Here is a 26,593-nt window from a genome sequence, read left to right as displayed (position 1 = left end):
CCCTGCGCTTCTTCAGGAGTTCACCCGTGGCCGACGACGACCGCTGGCTCGTCGTCGGCCTCGGCAACCCCGAACTCGAATACGGCGGTACCCGGCACAACGTGGGCGCGGACGCGGTCCGCGCCTTCGCCCGTCGCGAGCACGCGCAGTTGACCCGCAACAAACGGGCCCGCTGCGAGACCGCCGAGGTCAAGGTCGCCGGACGTCGCTTCGCGCTGGCCATCCCGCAGAGCTACATGAACACCTCGGGCGGGCCCGTCCAGCAGGCCGCGGCCTGGTTCAAGGTCCCGGTCGACCGCATCATCGCCCTGCACGACGACCTCGACGTGGAACCGGGCGCACTCAAGGTCAAGCGGGGCGGCAGCCCCGCAGGCCACAATGGGCTGAAGGACCTCGATCGGGCCCTCGGCAGCCGGGACTACCTGCGCGTGCGCATCGGGATCGGCCGGCCGCCGGGGCGCATGCCCGGCAAGGACTTCGTGCTGCGAAGGTTCTCGCCGGCCGAGCGCGAGATCGTCGACGTCACCCTCGAAGAGGCGGCCGACGCGGTCGTGATGCTCGCCACGGAGGGCCTCGAGCCCACACAGAACCGCTACCACGGCGCACGCGGAGACGACGCGAGGAGACGGTCGTGAAGGAGAGGCTCCAGCAGATCCGGCTGGCCTGGGGGCAGCTCAAGCAGGTCGACCCCAAGGCCCCGGCCTGGATCGCCGGCGGTGCGCTGCTCGGCCTGCTCGTGGGCGCGTTGCTCGGCTTGCTGATCACGCCGTGGCTCGCGATCCCGCTCGCCATCCTGTTCACGATGATGGGGGCGATGGTCGTCTTCAACCGGCGGCTGCAGAAGGCGCAGTTCGCCGCCCTGGAGGGTCACCCCGGGGCCGCGGCGGCGGTCCTGCAGCAGATGCGTGGCCAGTGGTTCGTGACCCCCGCCGTGGCCGTGAACGCCAAGCAGGACCTGGTGCACCGCGTCGTCGGTCGCTGCGGCATCGTGCTGGTCGCCGAGGGCTCGTCGCGTCAGCGCGTCAAGGGCCTGCTCGCCAAGGAACGCAAGCGCCTGCAGCGCGTCGCCGGTGACGCGCCGCTGCACACGCTGGTGGTCGGCGACGGGCGGGACGACACGGTCGCGCTCAACAAGCTGCAGTTCACCATGAACAAGTTGCCGCGCGAGTTGAAGAAGACCGAGGTGCCCAAGCTCGAACGCCGGCTCAAGCCGCTCGACAAGGCACCGCCGATCCCGCAGGGCATCGATCCGAACATGGCGCGCCGCCCACGCCCGAAGCCGCGCTAGGGCTCGGGCGGCGACCCGGTCGCCCACTGCCACACCGTGCCGCGGTGCAGCGCGGCGTGGATCCGGTCGCGCAGCATGTTGGCCTCGTCTGCCGTGAGTGTGCGGTCCAGGTCGCGCAGGACCACACGGACCAGGACGTTGACCTGCCCGTCCCGCGCACCGAGTCGTTCGCGTGCCACCTGCGGCAGTCGCGCGACCGGCGTGCTGGCCAGGACCTGCACCTGCTCGACTGCGGCGGCGTCGGCCCCCAGCAGGTCGCGGACGTGGTCACCGAGGAGTTCGGGGTCCGGTTCGGCGTCCATCGCCAGCGACAGGTCACGGCGCACGGGCGGCATCGACGACACCGGGACGTAGGGCGACAGGTCCAGCATCTGCCTCGCGATCCGCGGGTCGGTGGCACGCAGCAGTCGGATGTCGTCGAGGCCCTTGGCCAGCATTCACCAGCCGATCCAGCCCGAGGCCCATCGCCAGCCCCGACACGGTCGACGGGTCCAGGCCGGCGCGGCGCAGGACCTCCGGGTGCGTGCGGCCGCACTCGCCCACCTCGACCCAGCTGCCGTCGTCGGCGGCGGCGTCGATCTGGCGGCCGTCCGTCGTGTAGGGGTGGACCCGCGGCTCGGTCCGCCAGCGGCGTCCAGGCAGTACCGCGTCGATCACCGTGGTGATCTGTGCCTCGAGGTCTTCCACGGTCAGGGGCGGTCCGTCGCGGCGCACCCGCCAGAGGTCCAGTTGATGCGGTTCGCCCACGTGCTGGCGATCCACCACGTCACGGCGGTAGGCGAGTCCCGGCACGCTCAACAGCAGGTCGGTCTCGCCGGCATGGAGATCCCCGGCGGCGAGCCGCTCGTGCAGCAGCGGCATCGCCGCCGACGTGTGGGCCCGCAGCATCAGGTCGGCGGTGAGATAGCGGCTGTAGCGGGCGTCGCGAGCCGCGGCGTCCGGGGGATAGCCCAGCCGGTCGTAGTTGTCGGCGACCGCCACCACCGGGTTGGGTCGGTGGCGGTGGACGGGCACGGCCGCGGCGTTCGCCAGCGCCGCCTCGATGCGGTCGACGGCTTCCTGCAGCGCGTGCGCGCCGGCGGTCGGGTCGGTCAGGTCACGTAGGGTCAGCAGCCGGCGGACGGTCGCCGCCGGCAACGTCGTGGTCGACGTGGTCATGGCAGAGCGCTCCTCGTGTCGTCGCGTGTGCGCCTCGTCGGGCGCGGTGGTGTCGCGACGCCCCCCGGTGGATCGGGGGAGCGAGGTGCGCGTCAGCGCGAGCGGCGCTCGACCCCCCGGACGACCGGGGGGCACGGAAAGCGTCGACGCTGCGAAGCGGCCATGCGCACACGGTAACGGTTCGCTCGGGTCGTGGTCGAGCGGCACACTGTCGAGGCACGTGCCGCGCGGACGCCTTCGCGCGGGCGCGTCGCCAATCGCACACGCCACCATCATGCGCCGAGCCGGCCGACGCACCCCGTCGGCGTCCGGGTCGGCCTTTGCGGCGTCCGTCCCCGGTGGCACGCCGCCACCGCCACCGCTCCAGCCGAGGTCGACCGTGAGCGCACCAGCCAGTATCGACGACGTCCTGGATCCCGGCATCGCCGTCGGCCCGCTCGCCGCGGCGCTGCGTCCGGGCCGTGCCGAGTGGCCGGAGGAGCTCGAGGCCGAGGACGAGTTGGTCTGCGTGCCGTCGGTGCGCCCGTACGTGCTGAGCCTGCTCGCCGAGCGGGCGGCGCCCCTGCTGGTCCTCACGCCGCGCACCTCCGACGCCGAAGCGGTCGCCGACGGCATCGCGGCCTATCTCGGCGAGGACCGCGTCGCGGTCTTCCCCGCCTGGGAGACGCTGCCCCACGAGCGGCTGTCGCCGCAGCCGCGCACCGTCGGGAGGCGCCTCGCGGTGCTCGACCGGCTCTGCCACCCCGACGCGCACGAGCGCCCGTTGCAGGTCGTGGTCGCGCCGGTGCGGGCCGCCGTGCAGCCGATGGATCCGGCCCTGACCGCACAACGGCCGATCGAACTGACTTCGAGGTGGGACGGCTTCGACCGGCTGGTCGAGGGCCTGGCCGCCCTCGGCTACAGCCGGACGACGCAGGTCGAGGCGCGCGGCGAGTTCGCCGTGCGCGGCGGCATCGTGGACGTGTTCCCCACCGGTGGCGACCACGCCGTGCGCGTGGAGTTCTGGGGCGACGACGTCGAATCGCTGCGTGAGTTCTCGGTCGGCGACCAGCGTTCCACCGACGCGGTGGAGCGCGTGGTCATCGACCCGGCCCGGGAGCTGGTGCTCGACGACGCCCTGCGCGAGACGGCCCGCGCCCGTGTCGCGGACTGGCCCGAGTTGACCGAGTCGCTCGACCGGCTCGCCGACGGGCAGACCTTCGAGGGCGCCGAGGCGCTGGTGCTGCTGCTGCGCGACGAACCGGCGTTGCTGAGCGACTTCCTGCCCGACACGGCGGGGCTCGCGCTGCTCGACCCGCTGCTGCTGCAGGAGCGTGCCACGAAGCTGCGCGAGGAGGCCGAGGTCCTGGCGGAGACCGCGTGGCAGACGGCCGCGTTCGCCGGGCAGGACGGTGCCGCGCTCGACACGGTGGCCGGCGCGGAGGTCCCGCTGCAGGGCACCAACTTCGCCACCCCCGACCAGCTGCTGGCGCGCAGCCCGCAGCGGATCTGGCGGCTGACTCCGTTCGGTGCCGCCGGGGGGACGCGGCTGCCCGGCGCGCCGTGGGACTCCTTCCGCGGCGACGTCGTCACGCTCGCGGAGCGGGCCAACGGGCTGCTACGCGAGGGCAAGCGCGTCGTCGTCGCCGTCGACGCCGACGGGCCGGCGCGCCGGATCGCCGACGTGCTGGGCGAGCAGGGCGTGCCCTCCGCGATCGTGGGCGCGCTCCCCCCCGAGCCGCAGGGCCGCCGCGTCGAGGTGACCGTCAGCCGCCTGCGGACGGGCTTCCGGTCGGACGAGCTCGCGTTGGCCGTGCTCGGCACCTGGGACGTCTTCGGTCCCCGGCGACGACGGGCCAACCGGCGTCTGGGCACCCGCACCAGCGCCGCGGACGCCGTGCTGCAGCTGCGCGAGGGCGACCCGGTCGTGCACCGCACCCACGGCGTCGGCCGCTACCGCGGCATGGTGACACGTGAGTTCCCGGCCCCGGGCGGCAAGGTCGCCAAGCGCGACTACGTGCTGCTGGAGTACGCCGACGGCGACACGCTGTACGTGCCCTCCGACCAGGTCGACGCGGTCACCCGCTACCAGGGCGGCGAGACCCCCTCCGTCATGTCGCTGGGCGGGGCGCAGTGGGAGCGGGCCAAGAACCGGGTCCGCAAGGCCGTCCGCGACATCGCCGCCGACCTCATCCGCCTCTACGCCGCCCGGATGCACTCGCCGGGGACGGCGTTCTCGACCGACGGGGCCATGCAGGCCGAGCTCGAGGACGCGTTCGCGCACGTGGAGACGCCCGACCAGCTCACCACCATCGAGGAGATCAAACGCGACATGGAGACGCCGGTCCCGATGGACCGGTTGCTGGCCGGCGACGTCGGTTTCGGCAAGACCGAGGTGGCCGTGCGGGCCGCCGGCAAGGCGGTGTTCGACGGCAAGCAGGTCGCCGTGTTGGTGCCCACGACGATCCTGGCCCAGCAGCACTTCGAGACCTTCCGCGAACGCTTCTCCGGCTTCCCCGTCGAGGTCGAGTCGCTCAGCCGTTTCACCACCCCGAAGGACCGCAAGCGCATCCTCGACGGGCTGGCAGCCGGGACCGTCGACATCGTCGTGGGCACCCACGCCCTGTTGGGCAAGACCGTGCGGTGGCGGGAGCTCGGGCTGGTCGTCGCCGACGAGGAACAGCGCTTCGGCGTCGCGCAGAAGGAGCGGCTGAAGCAGCTGCGGACCTCGGTCGACGTGCTGTCGATGTCGGCGACCCCGATCCCGCGCACGCTGGAGATGGCCGTGTCCGGCCTGCGCGACCTGTCCGTGATCGAGACGCCGCCCGAGGACCGCCAGCCGGTCATGACGGTCGTCAGCGAGTACGACGAGGCCCAGATCGCCCTCGCGATTCGCCGCGAGCTGTTGCGCGACGGGCAGGTCTTCTACGTCCACAACCAGGTCGACTCGATCCATCGGGTGGCCGCCGGGATCCAGGAGATGGTCCCCGACGCCAGGGTCGAGGTCGCCCACGGGCAGATGGACGAGCGCCAGCTCGAGCGCGTCATGGTGCGCTTCTGGGAACGCGAGTTCGACGTGCTGGTGTGCACGACGATCATCGAGTCCGGCCTGGACGTGCCCAACGCGAACACGCTGATCATCGAGCGCGCCGACCTGCTGGGCCTCTCGCAGCTGCACCAGCTGCGCGGGCGTGTCGGGCGCTCGTCCGAGCGTGGCTACGCCTACTTCCTCTACCCGGAGGGGGCGTCGATCACCGAGCCCGCCTACGAGCGGCTGAAGACGATCGCCGAGCACACCCGCCTCGGCTCGGGGCTGGCGATCGCGATGCGCGACCTGGAGATCCGCGGGGCCGGCAACGTCGTCGGTGCGGAACAGTCGGGCCAGGTCGCCGCGGTGGGCTTCGAGATGTACTCGCAGCTGCTCAAGGAGGAGGTGGCCGACCTCTCCGGCGAGCCGATCGAGGAGGAGGTCGAGATCAAGGTCGAGCTGCCGCTCGACGCCCACCTGCCGCACGACTACGTCGAGGACGAACGTCAGCGCCTGGAGCTGTACAAGCGCATCTCCGCCATCCGCGACGCCGGCGGCGTCCGCGACGTCAAGGCCGAGCTCGCCGACCGGTTCGGCCCGCTGCCCGAACCGGCCGAGCGGCTGCTCACCCTGGCGGCCCTCAAGGCGGCCCTGCGACGCTGGAAGATCCAGGAGGTGACGCTGACGCCGGCCGGGCGGCTGCGGGTGGCGCCGATGGACCTGACCGAGTCGCAGCTGGTCCGTCTCGAGCGGCTGCACCGCGGGTACCGGTACCAGCGCGAGCAGCTCACCCTGCAGCTGCCGGTGCCCTCGCCGCGGCCCGACGACCTGGTCGCCTGGGTCGCCGCGACCCTGCGCGACCTGATCGCCCCACCCAAGCCGCGTCGCTGACCGCGGGCCCGCCGGCGGCGGGGGCGGCGTCAGTCGGCCGGCGCGCCGTCCGAGGGGGTCGGTGCGAGGTCCTGGTCGAGTTCGTGACCGCGCGTCTCCGGCAGGCCGGCGAACAGCGCCGCTACCACCGCCACGAGGATGCCGATCGCGATCGAGGCGTTGGCGAACCCGCCCGTCAGGTCGGCCAGGACCCCGAACGACAGCAGCCCCAGGACGGCGCCCAGCACCCCCGCCATGGTCATCCAGCCGGCGACGGTCGCGCGGAACGTGGTGGGGGCGATCTCCGCGGCCAGCGCTCCGGCCGCCGGGGCGAACCCGCTGCTGAAGGCGATCGCCAGCAGGTAGCCGACGGCCAGCGCGGGCACCTCGCCGGCGTAGGCCACGGCGATCGACACCCCGGTCGCCGCCATCATCAGCCCGCCGGTGAGGCGGCGCCCGAGCCGATCCGCCCCGGCCCGTCCGAGCAGGATGCCGACCAGCCCGGCCGGTCCCGCACCGAGCACCAGCACGGAGATGAACAGCGGCGAGGCGCCGAGCACGCCCTCGCCGTAGACGAAGAGGTAGGTGAAGCCGGGGCCGGTGGCGATCGCGATCCCGCCGGTGACGACGGCCAGCAGCGTCACCGGTTTCGCCAGCGACCGCGGCACGTGGCCCGGTAGCCCCTGCGCATGGGTGGCTCGTGCGGCGATCCGCGGCTCGCGCACCTTACGGGCCAGCAGCGGCAGCAACAGCAGCGGGAGGAGCGCGAACGCGGTGACGACGCGGAACGACGGATCGCCGGGCAGCGCCCCCCGGGCGACCGACACCACGCCGGCGCCCAGCCCGTAGGCCGCCGTCACCAGCGCGATGGCCGCGGAGCGGTCGCGGGAGGTCGCCTCCTCCGCGGCCACGACGCCCGCCAGCGCGTTCACGGTCGACAGCGCCGGGCGCGCCAGGGCGACCAGGGCCACGTACCACCAGAAGCCGGGCGACAGGGCGGCGGTGGAAGTGAGGAACAGCCCCAGGGCCGCCAGTGTCAACAGCAGGTTGCGGCGCCCGAAGCGGTCCGCGAGCGCCGCGATCGGCAGGCTCGCCAGCGACGACACCCGCACCAACGCCAGCGCGACACCGAGGGTGGTTGCCGGCAGGCCGATCTGCGCGGCCACCTCGTCGCCGGCGCCGACCTCGCCGAAGTGGGCAGCGACGTCGCCGATGACCGCCGTGACGCTGAACTGGGCCAGGCCCGCCCCGATCGACAACGCGGAGACGGTCAGGACCGGCGCGGTCAGCCACACGGGCCGGGTGCGCGCGGTCCCGGCACCCGTGTCGGGCGAGGCGTCGCGGGCCACGGTGGTCCTGGGGTCGAAGGGCCGCGAACCTATCCGCACCGCGCGTCGCGGCCGGCCCACGAACGACCGTCGGCCGCCTCGGACGGTCGGCCGGGTGGGTGGGGGCTACCGTGCGGCCCGCCGGGGTGATGCACCCCCGCAGGCGGCGTCACGAAGCGCCACGACCCCCGGCACGTCGACGATCGACGGCAAGAGGCCACACGTGCGGCTGGTGACCTGGAACGTCAACTCGCTCAACGCCCGCATGCCGCGGGTGTTCGAACTGCTGGACCAGCACGATCCGGACGTCGTGTGCCTGCAGGAGACCAAGACCGCCGCCGAGGCCTTCCCGCACCTGGAGTTCGGGATGGCCGGCTACCACGCGGTGGAGCACTCCGCCGGACGGTGGAACGGCGTGGCACTGCTGGTGCGTGAGGACCTCGAGGTGGACCGGGTCGTCCGCGGACTCGACGGCGAACCGGACGTCCAGGAGGCCCGCTGGGTCGAGGCCCGTGTCGGCGGCGTGCAGGTCGTCAGCACCTACGTCGTGAACGGCCGGACGCCGGACCATCCCATGTTCGCGGCCAAGCTCGCGTTCCTGGACGCTGCCCGGGACCGGACGCGCCAGCTCGTGGCCGCCGGGCCGACCGTGATCGCCGGTGACCTCAACGTCGCCCGCGACGACCGTGACGTGTGGGACCCGGCCGTCTTCCGCGGCTCCACGCACGTCACGCCGGAGGAGCGCGCCCACTTCGAGGCGATCCTGGCGGTCGGACTGGTCGACGCCTACCGGGAGGTCGAACCCGACGGGACCGGCTTCACCTGGTGGGACTACCGGATGGGCGCCTTCCACCGGGGGATGGGCATGCGGCTGGACTACGCGCTCGTCAGCCACCACCTCGGGATCCGCAACGTGGTCGTCGACCGCAACTTCCGCAAGAACAACCGCGCCGGCGACAAGCCGTCGGACCACGCGCCGCTGCTGGTCGATCTGGACCGCGCCCCCGACCGCTAGGTCGCGAGCTTCCGGGTCCGCGGTCACCAGCTGGCCTTGCGGATGCCGGGGAGCTCGCCATCGAGGGCCTTCTGGCGGAACGTGATGCGGTCGAGCTCGAACCGGGTCAGCACCCCGCGGGGCCGGCCGCCGATCGCCGAACGGCTGCGGACACGGGTGGGACTGGCGTCGCGCGGCAGCCTCTGCAGCGCCTGCGCGGCCGCCTGCCTGGCTTCGTGTCCGGCATCGGGATCGCGGAGCACCGCCTTGAGTGCGGCGCGCCGGTCGGCGTACCGGGCGACGGTCCGCTTGCGCTGCTCGTTCTTGGCGATCTTGCTCTTCTTCGCCACTGTTGGTTCCTGTCAGTCGTGTCGGTCGTCGCTCGTCGTGGTCTCGTCCAGCGCTGCCGTCTGCACCCCCAGCCCGAGGTCGCGCAGCAGCGCCGCCGCGTCCCCGCCGGCCTCGTCGAGTTCCTCGGCCAGCATCTGCACGGTCGTGGCGACGGCGTCGAGGAAACCGCCCGGGTTCCGGCGCAGGCCGTCCTGCGCGACGCCCATCGCCGTCCCGGTGTCCCCGTGCAGGCTGGCGGTGGCGAAGGCCAGGGCGTCGAGCAGGGCGCGCATTCCCGGGTCGCTCATCGACGCGTGCCCGGCGCCGATGCCGGCCGCGCGACGGGCCGACGTCCGGGGCACGCGCCGGCACCGGCCCGGATGCGGTCGTCGAGGTCGGGATCGGTCCCGCGCAGCGAGGCGACCAGGCGCAGTGCCGCGCGGCGGTGGCCGACCAGGTTGCCGGCGGTGGGTCCCAGTCGCAGCCCGGTGGCGAACCCGGTGAGATGTACGTTCGTGCCGGGCCAGCGCAGGTCGGGCGGCAGGTCGGGCAGGCCACCGGCCAGCGGCACGGGACAGCGCGTCAGCAGCTCCCGGCACAGGGCGTCCGCGGCGACGTCGACGCTGCCGCCCGTCGCCGACCAGATGCGGTCGGCCCGAAGCCGGTCGCCGTCCTCGAGGTGCAGCACGAGCCGGTCGCCGGTCGTCTCGGCGCGAAGCACGCCGGCGCGCTCGCGCAGGTCGATCGAGCCGGCCTCGACGCAGGCCTGCAGGTCGCGGCGGATGCGCGGCGGCACGCTGCCGCCGCCGCGGGCGTGGTCGATGATGGTCCGCCGCCGGCGAGGATCGGGCTCGGCCTCGAACGGGCGCCGTTTCTTCGGCCCCAGCCAGCTCGGGTGGGTGTCGAAGCGTCGTACCCGCAGGCGTCGACGGGCCAACAGGACGACGGTCGCGCCGCGGCGGGCCGCACCGAGCGCGAGGTGGGCGGCCGACAGCCCGCCCCCGATCACGACCAGCCGTTCGCCGGGCGTCACGGAGCGCACGTCCGCCCACTCGCCGTGCTCCACGAGGTCGCTGCCGTCCAGCGCACGCAGCGCTCCGGGCACGACCGGCCGGCGGGCGTTGGTGCACAGCACGACGTGGTCGGGACGGCGGCTGGTGCCGTCGGCCAGGTGGACCGTCGCGCGTCCGGTGGCGTCGAGGGTGAGCGCGCGGGCCGCGGTCGGGACCACGCGGTCGCGCAGCCCGGCCTCCTCGACGAGGTGGTCGACGAACCGCTCGAAGCGGTCGGTGGTTGGCAACTTGGTGCCGCCGCTCGGGACCAGCCCGTCGCCGCCCTCGTGGCCGAGCAACGCGAACGGGTCCGGATGGGGATGGTGGACGGCCGGCGAGCGCAGGTGGGGGATGTCCTGCTGCGCGAACCGTCGCCGCCACGCGGTCAGCCACGCCCCGCTCGGGTCGACCACCTCGAGGTCACCGTCGAGGTCGTGGCAGCGCAACGCGACCGCGGCCGCCAGGGCCGCCGGCCCTGCACCGACGAGCAGGATCCGGCTCATCGGACCACCACCGGGCCGATCCAGCTGATCGTCGCCGCCAGCACCAGCGCCAGCGCCGCCTGCCGGGTGACCAGGCGCGCGGCGACACGCCGACCCCGCTCGCGGGCGATGGTCAGCGCGGTCACGAGGCACGGCAGCAGGGCGCCGGCCAGCACCAGCGCCGCCAGCAGCTGTGCGCCGTCCATCGCGGCCGCGACGTCCGGCTCCGCGAGCAGCAGCAGCCCGTCCTTGCGGACCGAGGCGAGCACCACCGGTAGTGCCGCCTCACCCGGTAGCCGCAGCGCCGCCAGCAACGGTGACAGCGACCGCGCCAGTACGTCCAGCAGCCCCGTGACGGCCAGGACGGCCGCCATCACCGTGATGAGGGCGAAGACCGGCAGCGCGCGCAGGCCGACGTGGCGAAGCACGCCGCCCATCTCGCGCCGTACGTCGACCCACCGCGGACGGGTGAGGAAGGCCCGACCACTCAGTAGCGCGATGTCGAGGTGCCGGGCGGGCGATCGGCGTGCCAGCAGCCGGGCGTGGACCAGCATCCCGGTCAGCAGGAGGCCCAGGTAGGGCAGCACCAGCCCGGGACGCCCCGCCGCCGACAGCACGGCGACGGTCGCGCCCAACTGGTAGGAGCACGCGCTGCCGAACGCGATGGCACCCACGGTGGCGTCGCGGGAACACGTCGCGCAGGACCGCGTCGAGACGACTGCCGGGACGTTGCAGCCGAACCCGGCCACGACCCGCACCAGGTCGCGGCCCCCCAGCCCCACCGGTCGCAACAGCGGGTCCACGGCACTGGCGAGCCGGTCGAGCAGCCCGCTGGCCTTGAGCACGCCCAGCAGCGCGGCCAGGGCCAGCACGACCGGCGCGGCCCACACGAGCAGGAGCGGGCCCATCGTCAGCAGGCCGTAGTCCCCGGCGACCACGGCGGCCGCGACGGGGGGGAGCCGGTCCGCCGCGGCGGCCAGCGGCGTCAGGGCTTGCGTGACGACGGGGTCGAGGCGGCCGGCCAGTGCGACGGCGGCGGCGACCACGCCCGCCGCGGGCCCGAGCAGGGCCATGAGCGCCAGCGGTGGCCCCACCAGCGGCCGCTCGAGCAGGCCCGGTGCCGGCTGCACGCGCCAGCCGATCCGCGGCACGGCCGGGAGGGCCGGCAATGGCGCGGCAGCGTCTATGGCGGTCCGCAGGTCTGCCAGCGCGGGGCCGCGCCGTCGGGCGTCCAGCGCCACCACGGGGACACCGAGGTGAGCCCGCAGGGTCGACAGCGCCGCCGGGGCGTGGGCCGTGGTTGCGACGCGGTCCCAATGGGTCACGGCCACGACCGCGTGCCGTCCGGCCGCCAACGGGAGCAGCACCGCGAGGTCGCCGTCGAGGTCGGTGGCGCGCACGACGAGCAGCAGCACGTCGTCCGCTCGGTCGCGCAGCGCCTGCAGGGTCGTGGCGGTCGTCGCGGTGTCGAGGTGGCGCACCAGGCCGGGGCTGTCGACGTAGCGGACGTCACCGTCGTCGAAGGACTCCAGGGCGGTGGTCGCCCCGGCGACGTTGAGGGGCCGGCCGGTGCGTCCGGCGAGGGCGGCGGCGAGACAGGTCTTGCCGGCCGACTCGGCGCCGACGAGCACGACGGTGCGGGTGGGAGTGGAGACGGCAGCCATCAGCAGGCGCAGTCGTCGCAGCACGACAGGTCGTCGAGCAGGAAGCCACTGGGGCGGACAGCCTCCAGCGGGGTCGCGTCACGCCCCAGCCGGGTGGCGATCTCGCGGGCGACCACGCCGAAGCGCTGTCGGAACTTGTAGACGAAGCAGAAGATGGCCTCCCGGTGGGCCAGGGCCGGCCCGGCGAGGAAGAGGTTGTCCACGACGGTCGACTCGTCGGCCTGCTCGGTCAGCTCGACCCGGCCGCGCGCGTCGAAGGCGAAGCGGTCGCGGACCCGGGTGAGTGAGCCCTCGAAGCCCACGGCGAGCAGGGGTGGCCCGGCGCTGCGCAGCGTCTCGTCGCCGGCGAGGTGGACCTCGAAGCCGTGCGGTTCACGTGTCACCCCCACGACCCCGGCGTCACCGACCAGGCGCAGCCGGCCGGTCTCGTGTGCCGTACGCAGCCGGCCGTGCGTGTAGGGCGACAGCGTGCGCGAGGGGTCGGCATCGACCACCTCCCACGGCGCGGCGGGGTCGACGACGGTCACCCGGCGGCCGCGAGCCACCAGGTGCACGGCCGCGTCGACGCCGGACTCGTAGCCGCCGATGACGACGACGTCGTCGCCGGGGTGACCGTCCCAACGGCGCACCTCGATCGCCGGCGTGCACCAGGAAGCCCCCGCGAACCCGCCGAGGCGGGGGTACTGCGCCTCGCCGGCGGCCCAGACGACGTGCCGGGCGGCCAGGTCGGCGCCGCCCTCGACGTGCACGGTCAGGCTGCCGTCGGGTCGCGGGGCCACGTCGTTGACCTCGACGCCCGTCCGGACGGCCAGTTCCTCGAGGTCGGCCACGAGCTCCAGGTAGGCGGCGTACTGGGCGCCGGTGGGATGCTCCTCGAGCAGCGAGAGCGCCGGTGAGGTCTCTGGCGTGATCGCGTTGAGGTCCACCAGGCCGAACTGGTTGCCGGTGAACGAGGGGGTGATCAGCCGCATGCCCTCCGGCCAGCGACGGAACGATGCGCCGATCTCGTGGCGGTCGACCACGACGGCATCGACACCGACGCGGCCGAGCATCGCGGCCACACCCAGCCCGGCCGGGCCGGCCCCGACCACGACGACGTCCTGCACCTGCTGCGGGGGCACCACGCCTCCTCGACGACGGAGCTCCGACGATAACGCTTCTAGGAATCATTCTCAAACTTCTCCCGCGCATACCCGCACGCCGTCTGCCTCGTAGCGACGGCGACCACGAACGACGCCGCGGTGGGCAACTACGGTGGCGGCAGCGGAAGGAGGCGCGTATGGCCGAGGACTGTCTGTTCTGCCGGATCGTCGCGGGCGAGATCCCCTCGGAGCGGGTCGCCGACGCGGACGGCATCGTCGCGATCCGCGACATCTCGCCGCGGGCCCCGGTCCACGTGCTGGTGATCCCCGAGCGCCACGTCGACTCGGCCCACGACCTCGGGCCCGACGACGCAGGGCTGCTCGCGGACTGTTTCGCGATGTGCGCTCGCGTCGCCGAGCAGGAGGGCATCGCCGACGGCTACCGCATCACGACGAACGTGGGTGAGCTCGGCGGCCAGAGCATCGCGCACCTGCACTTCCACGTGCTCGGCGGCCGCCAGCTCGGCCACATCGACTCCGGTTCGCCGGAGCCGCCCGCCTGACGTGACGACGCCCGCCGTCGGGCGGCGGGCGTTCGCGGGAGCGGTGAGCTCAGTGCTCGTCGTAGTGGTCGCCGTGCGCGGCGTGGCGGTGGCCGTCGTGGAGGTAGTCGACGTGATCGTCGTGCTCGACGGTCTCGTGCCCGCACCCCTCGCCGTGCTGGTGGTCGTGCGGTGCGGCGGTCACGTGGACGTCGTCGAGGGCGCACTCGTCCCAGTGGCCGTCGTGGCCGTGGTGGGCGTGGCCGTCGTGGAGGTAGTCGACGTGGTCGCCGTGCTCGACGGCGACGTGACCGCAGTCCGGCGCGTGTGTGTGCGTGTGCTCCTCGTGGGCGGTGCAGGTCGCGGACATGCGTTGCATCCCTTTCGGTCGCGGTGGGCCACCCAACCCTAGCATCGTTATATCGCGATGTGACGATATGTCGGGGAGGTGCACACGGGCGAGCGATGCGGGCACGCCGTCGGTCAGCGGTGCTCGTCGGCGTGCACGACGGCGTCCTCGACGATGTGGGCAACGTGCTCGTCGACGAGGTGGTAGCTCACCGTGCGGCCTGCCCGGCGGGCCTCGACGAGCCGCGCCCCGCGCAGCACGGCGAGATGCTCCGACACGCGCGGCTGGGCGACGTCGAGTGCCGCGACCAGTTCGTGCACGGCACGGTCGCCGGCCGCGAGCTCGCGCACGATGCCGACCCGCACCGGGTTCGACAGCGCCTTGAAGATGTCCGTCACCCGTTCGAGGGCGGCACGGTCGGTGGCGGCGGCGGGGCCGGGCTTGGAGTGGGACATCCGCCCAGTGTAGGTGGCGGTGTCGCCGAATCGGCTCCCGCCGGCGTCAGCTGCCCAGCTGGTCGTGGTGCCGGTGGTCGTGGTGGTGGGCCTCGTCCAGGACGACCGTGCCGTCGTCGAGGACGTGCACGTGGCCGCCGTAGGCGCGTGCGAGGTTGTCCGGGGTCAGGACGTCGGCCGGCCGACCCGACGCCACCACCCGCGTCGCCATCAGCACGGTTCGGTCGGCGAGCTGCGCCGTGCCCACGTCGTGGGTGGTCAGGACCACGGTGACGCCTCGGCCGCGTTCGGCGTCGATCACCTCGGTGATCGTCTCCTGCGTGACCAGGTCGAGGCCGGTGATCGGCTCGTCGAGCAACAGCACGTCGGCGCGCTGGGCCAGTGCCTGCGCCACGTACGCGCGCTGCCGCTGGCCGCCGGACAACTCCAGCAGTTGGCGATCGAGCAGGTCGCCGATGCGCATGCGATCGATCGCCTCGTCGACCGCGGCGCGGTCGTCGGCGCCCAGCCGGCGGAACGGGCCGACGCGCCCGTAGCAACCCATCCTCACCGTCTCGCGCACCGTCAATGGGACGGCCTCGTTGGCCACGGTGGTCTGCAGGACGTGGGCGATCTGCCGGCGCGCGGCGCGCGGCGAGCGGCCCAGCACCTCGAGTCGGCCCCGGGTGGGGCGCACCAGGCCCGAGATCGTCGACAGCAGGGTCGACTTGCCGGAACCGTTCGGGCCGATGATGGCGACCGTGGTCCCGCGAGCCAGCTCCAGGTCCACGTCGGCGACCGCGTGGATGCCGCCGTAGTCCACACCCAGACGGGTCATCGTGATGGCCGCGGGCACGTCATCGGCGCCCGGTGTGCGCACCGGGGTGGTCGCTTCGCGTCGCCCGACTGGCGGATTAGGAACAGTTCCCATTACTCTCATCACTACTGACATCGCGTTCACGGTACCCGGCCGACGTTCGCGCCGTCCCCCTCCGGCGGCCGAAGGCGTCGACGCCCGGTGCCTACCGCATGGCGAGCCCCCCCCCGAGACCTGCGAGTCACCCATGACCTTTCCCGCCGTCACACCGCACCGAGGCGCCGGCCGACGCCGACACCGGCTGGTCCCGCTGCTCGCCGCCCTGGCTCTGCTGGCCGCCGCCTGTGGCGACACGGGCCAGCTCGCCGACGACGCGACTCCGGAAGCCGACGGCGCCGACGACGTCTCCGACACCTCCGAGACCGCCGAAGATGCGGAAGCCGCCGATCCCGGGGTGCAGAGCGACCTGCTGGTCGTGGCGACGACGAGCATCCTGGGCGACATCGTGCAGAACGTCGTCGGCGAGGACGGGACGGTGGAGGTCGTCATGCCTCCGGGCGCCGACCCGCACGGCTTCCAGCCGTCGGCCGCCGACGCCGCCATGCTGCGGGAGGCGGACCTGGTGGTCGCCAACGGGCTGATGCTCGAGGAGAACCTCGTCTCCGCGCTGGACGCCGCCGCGGCCGACGGCGTGCGCGTGTTCGAACTCGCGGACCAGCTCGACCCGATCGCCTTCGACTGGGACGGCCCCGACGACCACGGCCACGCGCACGGCGACGAGGACGACGGGCACGCGCACGGCGACGAGGACGACGGCCACGCCCACGACGACGACGACGGGCACGCGCACGGCGACGAGGACGACGGCCACGCCCACGACGACGACACGGCGGACGACGGCCACGCGCACGGCGACGACGACGGGCACGACCACGGACCCGAGGACCCGCACATCTGGTTCGACCCGGTCCGCATGGCCGACGGTGTCCGGCTGATCGCCGCCGAACTGGCCGAGGTCGACGACCACCTCGACGCCGAGGAGTGGGAGCGCCGTGGCGAGGACTACGCCGAGCAGGTGCTGGCCGTCCACGCCGAGCTGGAGGAGATGTTCGCCACGATCGCGCCCGAGGACCGCCAGCTGGTGACCAACCACGACGCGCTCGGCTACCTCGCGCACCGCTACGACTTCGAGGTGCTGGGGACCGTGATCCCCGGCTCGTCCACCCAGGCCGAGGCCGACGCGCGCCAGTTCTCCGAGCTGATCCGGACCGTCGAGGAGGCGCAGGTGCCGGCCGTGTTCGCGGAGAACACCGACTCGACGGTGCTCGCCGAACAACTGGCCAGCGAGGTGGTCGGACGTGGCGACCTGGAGCTCGAGGTGGTGCCGCTGTACACCGACGCGCTCGGCGAGCCCGGCAGCGGGGCGGAGACCTACCTCGACCTGCTCCGCGAGACGGCGCGACGCATCACCGACGCCCTCACCTGACCCCGCACCACCTCGGACCCGGGCCGCCCGCCGTCCCGGGTCCGATGTGGTCCACTTGCCCGTCGTTCCATCGTTCGCGAGAAACGCCCGTGCCCGACCTGCTGCTCGACCCCTTCGCGTTCGCGTTCATGCGCAACGCGTTGTACGCGGGCCTGCTCACCGTCGTGGCGAGTTCGCTGATCGGCACCTGGGTCGTCATGCGCGGCATGGCCTTCATGGGCGACGCCCTGGCGCACGGTGTGCTGCCCGGGATCGCCGTCGCCTACATCTTCGGCGGCAACCTGCTGCTGGGCGGGGCCATCAGCGCCGGCGTGATGATCGGTGGCGTGACGCTGGCCAGCGCCCGTAGCCGCCTGGGCGACGACACCGCCATCGGCCTGCTGTTCGTGGGCATGCTGGCGGCGGGTGTCGCGATCATCTCGCGCGGCGGCGCCTACGCCGGCGACCTCACGACGATCCTGTTCGGCGACCCGATCGGGGTCACCTCGGCCCACCTGCGCACGGTGGCGATCGCCACGCTGGTGACCGTGGTCGTGACCGTCGCCCTCTACCGCCCCTTCCTCGTGCTCTCCTTCAGCCGGGCGAAGGCCGAGGTGCTGGGGTTGCGCCCGGGCCTGGCCCACCTCGCCATGCTGGCGCTGATCGCGACCGTGATCATCAGCTCGTTCCGCACGGTGGGCACGATGCTGGTGTTCGCCTTCATCGTCGCGCCCCCCGCCACCGCGGCGCTGGTCTCCCGCCGCGTGCCGGTCATGATGGGCGTGGCGATGCTGCTCGGCGCCGTCGCGGTGGTCACCGGACTCCTCGTCAGCTTCCACCTCGGGACCGCCACCGCCGCGACGATCGCCGGGCTGACCGTGCTGATGTTCTTCCTCGTGCTGGCCGCGAAGGAGACGGCCGCACGGGTGCGGGCGTTGCGGGGGCGCCGCGACCGCGAGCCCGTGGCCGCCTAGCCGCACCCGGCGCAGGTGCCCACGAGCTCGAAGCGGTGCGAGTCCACGTCGAAGTCGGTCTGCCGGCGGGCCTCCTCGGCGGCCTCGGCCAGTGCCTTCTCGATCCGCGGCGGCAGCACGACGTCCTCCAGCCGGCCACACAACGAGCACAGCAGGTGGTGATGGTGCTCCGACAGCTCCTCGGTCAACTCGTAGCGCGCCACGTCGTCGGTGGACGCGAGGCGGCGCACGGCACCGCACTGCTCGAGGGTCGCGAGGTTGCGGTACAGCGAGCTCTGGGACTGCCGGGCGCCATGCTCCTGCAGCTCCGGGATGGTGACGGGACGGCCCGCGTCCATCAGCAGCTGGACGAGCTGCCGTCGGCCGCCCGTGTAACGCTGGCGGCTGCGACGCAGTTGCTCGTCGACGATGTCGTGGACGTCCGTGCTCATGGGCGCAGCATAGGGCACGTTCTCGGAATGGTCCCACCAGCAGCGGGCACCCGCGGGACGGGCGTCCACCGATGAGCCGTGACGGTCGGGCGACCGCGACCCCACCGACGTGGGGTGGCGCACCCCTGCTGTTGCTCCTGTTGTTCTGCTCCGGCTTCGCCGCGCTCGTCTACCAGGTCCTCTGGGCGCGCCAGCTCGGGCTGCTGCTGGGCAGTACCGCGCAGGCCGCGGCCCTGACCGTGGCGATCTTCTTCGCGGGGCTCGCGCTGGGTGGGCTGGTGTGGGGCCGGCGCGCCGCCCGTCAGCGCTCGCCGTTGGTCGGCTTCGGCCGCCTGGAGGTCGGCGTGGCGCTGACGGCGCTGGGCCACTTCGTGCTGCTCGACGTCTACGCGGCCCTCTACCCGCGGCTGTACGCGCTGGTCGGTGCCGATCCCACGCTGGACCTGGCCGCCAAGCTCCTGGTCGCGACTGTCGTGCTGCTGCCGCCGTCGTTCCTGATGGGCGGCACCCTGCCGCTGATGGTCCAGCACGTCGTTCGGGCACCCGACCGGCTCGGGGTGCTCGGCAGCCGGTTGTATGGGGTCAACACGGCCGGATCGGCGACTGGCGCGCTGGCCGCCGGCTTCGTGCTGCCGCTGTACCTCGGCTTCGACCGGGCCTACCTGCTGGCGGTCGGCATCGACCTCACCGTCGGCGTGGCCGCCATCGCCCTCGCGCGCACCGCCCGGGTGGCCGACGAGGTGCCGGCCGCTCCGGCGCCGGCCCCGCCCCGGCCGGTGGGAGCATCACCGGAGGTGTCGGTGCCGGAGGGCGCGCCGGTGACGGGGACCGCCGTCGGGTCCACGGCTCCGGCCCGCTTCCCGCTCGCCGTCACCGCCGTGGCGTTCGTGTCGGGCTTCGCCACGCTGGCCGTGGAGATCGTGTGGACGCGCCTGTTCGCGCAGGTGCTGCAGAACTCGGCTTACACCTATGCGCTGGTGCTGGCGACGTTCCTCGCGGCGCTCGCGCTGGGTGCGGCCGTCGCCAACGGGCTGGCGCGGCTGCGGCGGGTGTCGCCACGGACCGTCCTGGCTGCGCTGCTGGTCGCCTCCGCCGTGGTAACCGCGACCTCGCCGTGGTTGTTCCACACCGCCACCGACGGGCTCGCCTACGTCGGCGCCGACCTCGGGTGGGCGGGCTACCTCGCCGCCGTCGCCGTGCTGGCGGCCGTGGTGATGCTGGGTCCGGGCACGGTGCTGGGCGTGACGTTGCCCTACCTGCTGCGCGCCGTGGAGGGTCGCGGCGACGCACCTGGCGCGCTGGTCGGCCGCCTGGTCGCGGTCAACACGGTCGGCTCGATCGTCGGGTCACTGGCGGCCGGGTTCGTGCTGCTGCCGCTGGTCGGTGCGTGGGCGAGTCTGGTGATCGTCGCGGGCGGCTACGTGCTGCTGCTGGCGGCGCTGGCCGTGCGCCCGAGGATCGGCTGGCGGCCGGCGGCGGCCGGTCTGGCGGCGGCCGCGGTGACCGGGGCGCTGGTGGTGGCGGTGCCGCGCGACTTCGACACGTTGAGCGTGCGGCCCGCCCGCACGGAACGGGTGCTGGAGGTCCGCGAGGGGCCGCAGGCGACCGTCGCCGTGGTGGAGACCGGCAGCGGCAGCCGCGCGATCCGCGTCAACAACTACTACACGCTCGGCTCGTCGGGGGCCCGTCACGCCGAGCGCGACCAGACGCTGATCCCGCTGCTCGCGCACCCCGAGGCGGACTCGGTCTTCTACCTCGGCATGGGCACCGGCATCACCGCCGGGGCGGCGCTCGACCTGCCGGTGGAGCGGGTGGTGGTCTGCGAACTGCTCGCCGAGGTGGTCGACGCGGCCCGCGACCACTTCACACGCTGGGTCAACGGCCTCTTCGAGGACGAACGGGTCGAGGTCCACGCCGAGGACGGCCGAAACTGCCTGCGTCGCAGCCAGGAACGCTACGACCTCGTCGTGAGTGACCTGTTCACCCCGTGGAAGGCGGGCACCGGCAACCTCTACACGCGTGAGCACTACGCCACCGCCCGTGACCGCCTCACTCCCGGCGGCGCGTACGTGCAGTGGATGCCGCTCTACCAGGTGTCCGACGCCGAGCTCGGCTCCGTGGCTCGGACCATGGGGGAGGTCTTCGACCGGGTGGTCGTCTGGCGCGGCGACTTCTTCGCGCAGCGGTCCGTCATCGCCCTGGTCGGGCACACCGACGACGCACCGCTGGACCTGGACGCGTCGGTGGCGGCCGGGCGGCGGCTGGCCCCGGACGCCTCCGCGGCGGAGCTCGAGGCGCTCGTGCTGCGCCTGTACGCCGGCAACGCCACCTCGGCCGGGGTGTTCGCCGACGCGCCGGTCAACACCGACGCCCGCCCGGTCGTGGAGTACACGGCCCCTCGTACCCACCGTGAGGCGCGGGTCGGGCGGGCCGAGTTCCTGGTCGGTGACGCGAGGGAGCGTCTCTACGACGCCCTGCTCGCCGGTGCGCCGCCCGCCGCCGACCCGTACCTCGCGGGGCTGACCGACGCACAGCTCGCCGAGGTGGCCGCGGGTCGGGCCTGGTCGGCGCACGTCTGGGCGCAGGACGCTGGCCGGCGCGAGGCCGCCGCCCGAGCCGGCGAGCGCTTCCGCGGCGCCAGCGACGTCGCGGGCACGCCCACGACGCCGGCGCGACGGTTCGACCCCGACCGATGACGCCCTTGCCGCCAACGCGGACTGAGATTAGGCTTACCTAACCTGCCTCACCTCACCTCACCGCGTCGCGCCCGCGAACGCCCGCCTCGCGAGGGAGACCATGTCCCCGACGGACGGCCTGCTCGCCCGCCTGCACGCCCGCCACCTCTGCCTCGACACCAGCCTCGGCTACCCGCGGGCAGCGCTGGTGGCCACACTCACCGAACTGGCCGAGGAGTCCGAGCTGCGGGCGCTGGTCGAGGGCCGTTGGCGTGCGGCACTCGGGCTCGGCCACGGTCCCGACGAGGACGCGGCGGCCACGGTCGCCGCGGTCAGCGACGTGACCGCCGCCGTCGTCCGCCCGGTGCTGGCCGCCTCGCAGGTGGCCGGCCGTGTGCCACTGCTGGTCGCCGACCGGGTCGCCCTCGGCTGGGGTGCCGGGCCGGCCGTCCGCGGTGTCGGCTGGCTGCCGATGGAGCTGGCGGCCGGCGACCGCCGTGCGGCGACGCGCCGCGCCGCCCGCGACGGGTTGGTCGCCTGTCTCGCCCCGCTCGTGGGGCCGTGGTGCGCGGGCGTCGGCCTCGCCGAGGAGGTCGGCTGGCTGGTGGTCGCCGACACCCTCGAGGACGTCGGCATGGAGCTCGGGGCGGTGCTCGGTGACACCGTCACCGCCGCCGCGGAGCTGGTGCTGCTGCTCGACGGCCGCCCGCCGCTCACCCAGCGCGCCCGTCTGGAGGCGGTCGCCGTCGACGGGCACGTGCGCTACGAACGGGTCCGCGGCCGCTGCTGCGAGCGGCACCGCCTCGACGTGCCCTGCCCGGCCTGTCCGGCTGCGTCCGCCCCGGCCCGCCCGATGCTCGCGATCGAACCGGGCCGGGGGCGGGCGAGGCAGTAGACTCGCCCGCCGACGCGTCGTCGTCGTCGTTCGCCCGGCCGCGTCGCCGGCCGCCCCGCTTGCTGGAGTACCTCCCCGTGCGCATCCGTTCCCTGCTGTCAGCCGCCGTGCTCGCCGCCATGCTCGCCGGATGCGGTGCCGCGGCGGCCCCGGGTGCCGCCGCCACGGTCGACGGCCAGACCATCCCGCGCGAGCGGCTGGAGGACGCCGTCCGCGAGCTGACGGCCGACACCGCCGGAACCGACACGCAGCAGCGCAACCAGGCGGTCGGCGACACCCAGCGTCGCGTCCTGAGCTTCCTCATCCAGGCCCAGATCATCCGCAACCTCGCCGACGAGCGCGGGATCGAGGTCAGCGAGGCCGACGAGCAGGCCCGCTACGAGGAGGAGCTGGAGGCCTACGGCGGCGAGGAGGGGCTCGCGGAGCTGCTCGCCACGCAACAGACCGGCCTCACCGTCGATCTGTACCGCGACGTGCTGATCCCGGCCAGCCTCCGGCTCGACGTCCTGCGCGAGGAGCTCGCCGGCGGCGTCGACGTCGAGGAGGTGGAGACCCGCACCGTCCGCCACATCCTCGTGGAGACGCAGGAAGAGGCCCAGGAGATCGTCGACGAGCTCGACGACGGTGCGGACTTCGCCGAGCTGGCGCAGGAGCGCTCGGTCGACCCCGGCAGCGGCGCACAGGGTGGCGACCTCGGCGCGAACCCGCGCGGTGCCTACGTCCAGGAGTTCGAGGACGCGGTGTGGTCGGCGCAGGTCGGCGAGGTCGTCGGGCCGGTGGAGTCGCAGTTCGGCTTCCACGTCCTCGAGGTGACCGACACCGGCACCCTCGACCAGGCCGTCGGCGGCGGCGACCCGCAGCAGGCCGCCCAGGCGCAGGTCGACCAGCTGTTGGCGACCGCGTTCGCCGACGCCGACGTGAACGTCGGCGCCGGTCTCGGGCAGTGGGACCCGGCCCAGCAGATGGTCGTCGAGCCGGGCCGCGTCGGCGAGGGCGCCGACCCAGCCCAGCAGCCGGGCCAGGACGAACTGCTCGAGGAGTCGCTCGACGCGCCGGTCGAGGAATGAGCGCCGACGGCGATCCCGGACGGCCCGAGGCGGCCGGAGCGGACGCCGGCGGGCCCGGCGCCGAGCCGCCCCGGGTGGTGCTCGTGGAGACCTCGGACGCCCTCCCGGGCCTGCTGCCCTTCCAGGCCTGGGACGCGCTCGCCGCGGCCTCGGTCGTCCACCTGCGCGACCCCGACACCCATCCCAGCGCGCGGCACCTGTACTTCGCGGGGTTGGACCTCGAGGCCCTGGCACCGGCCACGCTGGGCCGGGCCGAGCTCGACCTGACCAAGCCCGGCAGTCCCGAGGACCGCCGTATCGCCAAGGCCCTGCTCGAGCACGCCGCCCGCGAGGGCGTGGCGGTCTATCTGCTCGGCCCCGGCGACGAGGGCCTCGGGCCCACGCTCGGGGGCCAGGCGCCCGCCTACGAGGCCGAGGTGGAGTTCGTCTTCCTGGTGCAGCAGCCGGCCGGCGCGGAGTTCGTGAAGCTGGTGGACGTGCTGCGCCGCCTGCGCGACCCCGAACACGGCTGCCCGTGGGACCTGGAGCAGGACCACCGCTCGCTGCAGAAGTACCTCGTCGAGGAGACCTACGAACTCATCGACGCCATCGAACGCGGGCACGACCTCGATATCCAGGAGGAGCTCGGCGACGTGCTGCTGCAGGTCGTCTTCCACGCGCAGGTGGCTCGCGACCGCGGTGCCTTCGCCATCGACGACGTCACCCGCGGCATCGTCGACAAGCTCGTGCGGCGCCACCCCCACGTCTTCGGGGACGTGGAGGCGGCCACGGCGCAGGACGTGCAGCGCAACTGGGACGAGCTCAAGGCGCAGGAGAAGGCCGGGCGCAGCAGCCCGTTCGACGGCGTGCCACCCGCGCTGCCCGGTCTGATGTTCCTGGAGACGCTGGAACGCAAGGCCGCCAAGCGGGGCTTCGACTGGGGCGAGCCCGCCGAGCCCGCCGCCCGCGTCCGAGAGGAGCTCGACGAGCTGCTCGAGGCCGACGAGGACGCCCGCCTCGAGGAGTTCGGCGACCTGCTCGGCGCCGTGGTGGGCCTGGCCCGCACCCTGGGCGTGGACCCGGAAGCGGCCGCGCGGGCCGCCGGACGCAAGTTCCGAGGCCGCTTCGAGGCGATGCTCGCCCTGGCCGCGAAGCGGGAACTGCCCATCGACGACCTCAGCCGCGACACCTGGCTCGAGCTCTGGGACGAGGTCAAGTCACCGGACTGACCCGGTCCGCGGCCGCCACTACGCTGCCCGCTCCCGCCGCCCGTTCCCGAGGATCCAGATGCCCGTCGATCCCGTCGCCGCCGCGGCCGAACCCTCCACGGCCGCGAGCGTGCGCCCGCCCGACCTGGCGCCCGAGTCCGTGCGCGGCCAGGACCGCGACGTGCTCGCCGGCTGGGACGCCGACGCCGGCGTCGCCGAGCTCACCCGGTGGCAGACGGACCGGCGCCCGTTCCCGACCGACACGGTGATCGTGGCGGGCGCGGGGCTGGCGGGCGCGCTGGTCGGTGCCACCCGCGCCCGGCGCGGCCGGGGCGCCGCACGCGGGCTGGTGGCCGGCGTGGTCGCCGCGGCCGTTGCCCGGCGGATCTGGCGCCTGCAGGCCTGAGCTCTGCGGTTCCCGGGCCCCCCGGGCGATCGTTCGTGTAGATGTTGTTTCGAATGCGCGGAAGCGTGACGTACCGTCCTGGCCCGGACGAGGGACGTCGAGATGCCCCGGACACGGGGGACCGCGCCGTCGCGCCCGACCCCTTCGAGGTAGAGAACCCATGGACCTGACCACCATCGAACTGGTCCGCGCCCGCGAGATCCTGGACAGCCGCGGCAACCCGACCGTCGAGGTCGAGGTCGGCCTCGTCGACGGGACCCTCGGCCGTGCGGCCGTTCCCTCGGGCGCGTCCACCGGCGAGGCCGAGGCCGTCGAACTGCGCGACGGTGGTGACCGCTACCTCGGCAAGGGCGTGCGCAAGGCCGTCCAGAACGTCCAGGAGACGATCGCACCGGCACTGCTGGGCCAGGATGCCACGCGCCAGCGCGAGATCGACGCGCTGCTGCTGGACCTCGACGGCACCGACAACAAGGCCGAGCTCGGCGCCAACGCGATCCTGGGCGTGTCGCTGGCGACCGCCAAGGCCGCCGCCGAGTCGTCGGGCCTGCCGCTGTACGCCTACCTCGGCGGCCCCAACGCCCACCTGCTGCCCGTGCCGATGATGAACGTGCTCAACGGCGGCAGCCACGCGGAGTCGAACGTCGACTTCCAGGAGTTCATGATCGCGCCGATCGGCGCCCCGAGCTTCTCCGAGGCGCTGCGTGTCGGTGCGGAGATCTACCACCAGCTCAAGAAGGTGCTGCACGGCCGCGGCCTGTCGACCGGCCTGGGCGACGAGGGCGGCTTCGCGCCCGACCTGGCGTCCAACAGCGCGGCGCTCGACCTGCTGATGGAGGCCATCGACGCAGCCGGCTACACCGCCGGCACGGACGTCGCCCTGGCCATGGACCCGGCCACGTCCGAGCTGTTCCGCGACGGCAGCTACCACCTCGAGGGCGAGGGACGGGTGCTGTCGTCCGAGGAGATGGTCGAGCTGTGGGCCGACCTCGTCGACCGCTACCCGATCGTGTCCATCGAGGACGGACTCGACGAGGGCGACTGGGACGGCTGGAAGCTGCTGACCGAGCGCCTCGGGGACCAGGTCCAGCTGGTCGGCGACGACCTGCTGGTCACCAACCCGACCTTCGTGCAGCGCGGCATCGACGAGCGGGCGGCGAACAGCGTGCTCGTGAAGGTCAACCAGATCGGCTCGCTGACCGAGACCCTGGACGCGGTCTCCCTCGCCCAGCGGGCCGGGTGGACCGCGATGATCAGCCACCGTTCGGGCGAGACCGAGGACGCCACCATCGCCGACATCGCCGTCGCCACCAACGCCGGTCAGATAAAGACCGGCGCACCGGCGCGCTCCGACCGCGTCGCGAAGTACAACCAGCTGCTGCGCATCGAGGAGGAGCTGGGCGACACCGCCCGCTACGCCGGCCGCGGCGCGTTCCCCCGGTTCCGTCCATGACCGGTCCGTCGACGCGCCCCGACGAACGCCGCGAGCTGCGGCGACGGCAGCGCCGCCGCCGTCGCGGGGGCGACCGTCGCGGGCCGCTGCCGGTGCAGCTGGCCGCCCACCGGGTCACGGAAGCGGTCGGCGCCGCCCGCCGCGGCGTCAAGCGCGCCGTGCGCGGGGACCGGCCGCTGATCCTCGTGCTCGTCGGCGCGGTCGTGCTGTCGGTGCTGATGCTGTCCGGCCCGGCGCAGCGCTACCTCGACACCCGTGAGCGCGTCGACGGCCTGGCCGGCAAGGCCGAGGCGCTCGAGCAGGCCAACGCCCAGCTCGAGCGGCGCCAACGCGACCTGCAGGACCCCACCAACATCGAGTTGCTGGCCCGTGAGCAGCAGGGCTTCATCCGGCCGGGCGAGGTGCCCTACACGCTCATCCCGCCGGAGGTCGAGCGGCCGCGCATCACGGCGCCGCGCGAGCAGGCGCCGCCGCCATCGGACGAGGCCTGGTACGCCCGGCTGTGGGAGGCCGTCCACGGCTGGCTCGGCTGACCGCGGGCCGTCGCGGACGTGAGTGCTCTGCGTCCAAAGTGGATGCCATCCGTGCCATCTCACGGAGGGATCGGGTCTGCGGCGCACGGCGGTGAGCGCTGCGAGACCGATCG

At 73.7% G+C, this 26,593-nt stretch carries 26 protein-coding genes; 14 read left to right on the top strand and 12 right to left on the bottom strand.

Translation table 11 applies throughout. The annotated features are described in order from the left end of the window. The first annotated feature begins 26 nt into the window (after positions 1–26). Both pth and ACERM0_RS18100 read left to right on the top strand, forming a co-directional pair. On the top strand, positions 27–635 hold the full coding sequence (pth, locus tag ACERM0_RS18105; protein ID WP_373680031.1) for an aminoacyl-tRNA hydrolase: 609 nt from the start codon (positions 27–29) through the stop codon (positions 633–635). Next, positions 632–1,288: a DUF4191 domain-containing protein gene (locus ACERM0_RS18100; RefSeq protein ID WP_373680030.1), complete on the top strand. Its 657-nt coding sequence runs from the start codon at positions 632–634 to the stop codon at positions 1,286–1,288. Before pth ends, ACERM0_RS18100 begins: the two co-directional genes overlap by 4 nt. Here the strand turns inward: ACERM0_RS18100 and ACERM0_RS18095 are convergent. Beyond that, complete coding sequence (locus tag ACERM0_RS18095; protein WP_373680029.1) at positions 1,285–1,623, bottom strand: hypothetical protein; 339 nt, start codon at positions 1,621–1,623, stop codon at positions 1,285–1,287. The genes ACERM0_RS18100 and ACERM0_RS18095 overlap by 4 nt on opposite strands. Further along, on the bottom strand, positions 1,604–2,446 hold the full coding sequence (locus ACERM0_RS18090) for a hypothetical protein (RefSeq protein ID WP_373680028.1): 843 nt from the start codon (positions 2,444–2,446) through the stop codon (positions 1,604–1,606). Before ACERM0_RS18090 ends, ACERM0_RS18095 begins: the two co-directional genes overlap by 20 nt. A gap of 379 nt (positions 2,447–2,825) precedes the next feature. On the opposite strand from ACERM0_RS18090, the gene mfd reads away from it, so the two are divergent. After that, a complete protein-coding gene (mfd, locus tag ACERM0_RS18085) occupies positions 2,826–6,344 on the top strand; it encodes a transcription-repair coupling factor (protein WP_373680027.1) in 3,519 nt (1,172 codons plus the stop codon). A 29-nt stretch (positions 6,345–6,373) separates the two neighbouring features. Here the strand turns inward: mfd and ACERM0_RS18080 are convergent, their stop codons facing one another. Further along, entirely contained in the window at positions 6,374–7,672 is a 1,299-nt protein-coding gene (locus ACERM0_RS18080; protein WP_373680026.1) for an MFS transporter, read from the bottom strand. Positions 7,673–7,874: 202 nt separating this feature from the next. On the opposite strand from ACERM0_RS18080, the gene ACERM0_RS18075 reads away from it, so the two are divergent. Then, complete coding sequence (locus tag ACERM0_RS18075; RefSeq protein WP_373680025.1) at positions 7,875–8,666, top strand: exodeoxyribonuclease III; 792 nt, start codon at positions 7,875–7,877, stop codon at positions 8,664–8,666. A 23-nt stretch (positions 8,667–8,689) separates the two neighbouring features. On the opposite strand, the gene rpsN is transcribed toward ACERM0_RS18075, so the two are convergent. From rpsN to ACERM0_RS18050, 5 genes are read right to left on the bottom strand one after another with little or no spacing between them, the layout of a single operon-like run. Continuing rightward, positions 8,690–8,995, bottom strand: a complete 306-nt coding sequence (rpsN, locus tag ACERM0_RS18070) for a 30S ribosomal protein S14 (protein WP_373680024.1) — start codon at positions 8,993–8,995, stop codon at positions 8,690–8,692. Between the two features lie 12 nt (positions 8,996–9,007). Further along, entirely contained in the window at positions 9,008–9,283 is a 276-nt protein-coding gene (locus ACERM0_RS18065; RefSeq protein ID WP_373680023.1) for a hypothetical protein, read from the bottom strand. After that, the gene (locus ACERM0_RS18060) at positions 9,280–10,530 is read right to left on the bottom strand and encodes an FAD-dependent oxidoreductase (RefSeq protein ID WP_373680022.1); all 1,251 of its coding nucleotides are present in this window, start codon (positions 10,528–10,530) and stop codon (positions 9,280–9,282) included. The genes ACERM0_RS18065 and ACERM0_RS18060 overlap by 4 nt, the downstream gene beginning before the upstream one ends. Next, on the bottom strand, positions 10,527–12,197 hold the full coding sequence (locus ACERM0_RS18055; RefSeq protein WP_373680021.1) for a nucleoside recognition domain-containing protein: 1,671 nt from the start codon (positions 12,195–12,197) through the stop codon (positions 10,527–10,529). The genes ACERM0_RS18060 and ACERM0_RS18055 overlap by 4 nt, the downstream gene beginning before the upstream one ends. Continuing rightward, complete coding sequence (locus ACERM0_RS18050; protein WP_373680020.1) at positions 12,173–13,294, bottom strand: NAD(P)/FAD-dependent oxidoreductase; 1,122 nt, start codon at positions 13,292–13,294, stop codon at positions 12,173–12,175. The genes ACERM0_RS18055 and ACERM0_RS18050 overlap by 25 nt, the downstream gene beginning before the upstream one ends. Before the next feature lie 158 nt (positions 13,295–13,452). Between ACERM0_RS18050 and ACERM0_RS18045 the strand changes: the two genes are divergently transcribed. Beyond that, positions 13,453–13,818, top strand: a complete 366-nt coding sequence (locus tag ACERM0_RS18045; RefSeq protein WP_373680019.1) for a histidine triad nucleotide-binding protein — start codon at positions 13,453–13,455, stop codon at positions 13,816–13,818. Between the two features lie 49 nt (positions 13,819–13,867). On the opposite strand, the gene ACERM0_RS18040 is transcribed toward ACERM0_RS18045, so the two are convergent. The 3 genes from ACERM0_RS18040 to ACERM0_RS18030 form a co-directional block, all read right to left on the bottom strand. Continuing rightward, positions 13,868–14,167 carry a hypothetical protein gene (locus ACERM0_RS18040; RefSeq protein ID WP_373680018.1) on the bottom strand — a complete coding sequence of 100 codons (300 nt, stop codon included), beginning with the start codon at positions 14,165–14,167 and terminating at the stop codon, positions 13,868–13,870. 113 nt (positions 14,168–14,280) lie between these two features. Continuing rightward, the gene (locus ACERM0_RS18035) at positions 14,281–14,601 is read right to left on the bottom strand and encodes an ArsR/SmtB family transcription factor (RefSeq protein ID WP_373680017.1); all 321 of its coding nucleotides are present in this window, start codon (positions 14,599–14,601) and stop codon (positions 14,281–14,283) included. A 46-nt stretch (positions 14,602–14,647) separates the two neighbouring features. Beyond that, on the bottom strand, positions 14,648–15,460 hold the full coding sequence (locus ACERM0_RS18030; RefSeq protein ID WP_373680016.1) for a metal ABC transporter ATP-binding protein: 813 nt from the start codon (positions 15,458–15,460) through the stop codon (positions 14,648–14,650). 184 nt (positions 15,461–15,644) lie between these two features. Between ACERM0_RS18030 and ACERM0_RS18025 the strand changes: the two genes are divergently transcribed. After that, positions 15,645–16,883: a metal ABC transporter solute-binding protein, Zn/Mn family gene (locus ACERM0_RS18025; RefSeq protein ID WP_373680015.1), complete on the top strand. Its 1,239-nt coding sequence runs from the start codon at positions 15,645–15,647 to the stop codon at positions 16,881–16,883. Positions 16,884–16,972: 89 nt separating this feature from the next. Continuing rightward, on the top strand, positions 16,973–17,836 hold the full coding sequence (locus ACERM0_RS18020; protein ID WP_373680014.1) for a metal ABC transporter permease: 864 nt from the start codon (positions 16,973–16,975) through the stop codon (positions 17,834–17,836). On the opposite strand, the gene ACERM0_RS18015 is transcribed toward ACERM0_RS18020, so the two are convergent. Further along, positions 17,833–18,267, bottom strand: coding sequence for a Fur family transcriptional regulator (locus ACERM0_RS18015; protein ID WP_373680013.1), 435 nt, complete (start codon positions 18,265–18,267; stop codon positions 17,833–17,835). The genes ACERM0_RS18020 and ACERM0_RS18015 overlap by 4 nt on opposite strands. A 71-nt stretch (positions 18,268–18,338) precedes the next feature. Here ACERM0_RS18015 and ACERM0_RS18010 point away from each other — a divergent pair, with 71 nt between their 5' ends. The 7 genes from ACERM0_RS18010 (at position 18,339) to ACERM0_RS17980 (ending at position 26,480) form a co-directional block, all read left to right on the top strand. Continuing rightward, positions 18,339–20,963, top strand: a complete 2,625-nt coding sequence (locus ACERM0_RS18010) for a fused MFS/spermidine synthase (protein WP_373680012.1) — start codon at positions 18,339–18,341, stop codon at positions 20,961–20,963. 100 nt (positions 20,964–21,063) lie between these two features. Continuing rightward, complete coding sequence (locus tag ACERM0_RS18005; RefSeq protein ID WP_373680011.1) at positions 21,064–21,837, top strand: hypothetical protein; 774 nt, start codon at positions 21,064–21,066, stop codon at positions 21,835–21,837. A 77-nt stretch (positions 21,838–21,914) separates the two neighbouring features. Then, complete coding sequence (locus tag ACERM0_RS18000) at positions 21,915–22,904, top strand: peptidylprolyl isomerase (protein WP_373680010.1); 990 nt, start codon at positions 21,915–21,917, stop codon at positions 22,902–22,904. Then, positions 22,901–24,112, top strand: coding sequence for a nucleoside triphosphate pyrophosphohydrolase (gene mazG, locus ACERM0_RS17995; RefSeq protein ID WP_373680009.1), 1,212 nt, complete (start codon positions 22,901–22,903; stop codon positions 24,110–24,112). Before ACERM0_RS18000 ends, mazG begins: the two co-directional genes overlap by 4 nt. A 58-nt stretch (positions 24,113–24,170) precedes the next feature. Beyond that, positions 24,171–24,497 (top strand): hypothetical protein, encoded by a 327-nt coding sequence (locus ACERM0_RS17990; protein ID WP_373680008.1) that lies wholly within the window; start codon positions 24,171–24,173, stop codon positions 24,495–24,497. A gap of 160 nt (positions 24,498–24,657) precedes the next feature. Beyond that, on the top strand, positions 24,658–25,947 hold the full coding sequence (gene eno / locus ACERM0_RS17985; protein WP_373680007.1) for a phosphopyruvate hydratase: 1,290 nt from the start codon (positions 24,658–24,660) through the stop codon (positions 25,945–25,947). Next, complete coding sequence (locus ACERM0_RS17980) at positions 25,944–26,480, top strand: septum formation initiator family protein (RefSeq protein WP_373680006.1); 537 nt, start codon at positions 25,944–25,946, stop codon at positions 26,478–26,480. Before eno ends, ACERM0_RS17980 begins: the two co-directional genes overlap by 4 nt. Positions 26,481–26,593: the final 113 nt, after the last annotated feature.

The sequence above is a fragment of the Egicoccus sp. AB-alg2 genome, from assembly GCF_041821065.1.
Taxonomy (GTDB): domain Bacteria; phylum Actinomycetota; class Nitriliruptoria; order Nitriliruptorales; family Nitriliruptoraceae; genus Egicoccus.
This window is presented reverse-complemented; position numbering and strand designations above follow the sequence as displayed.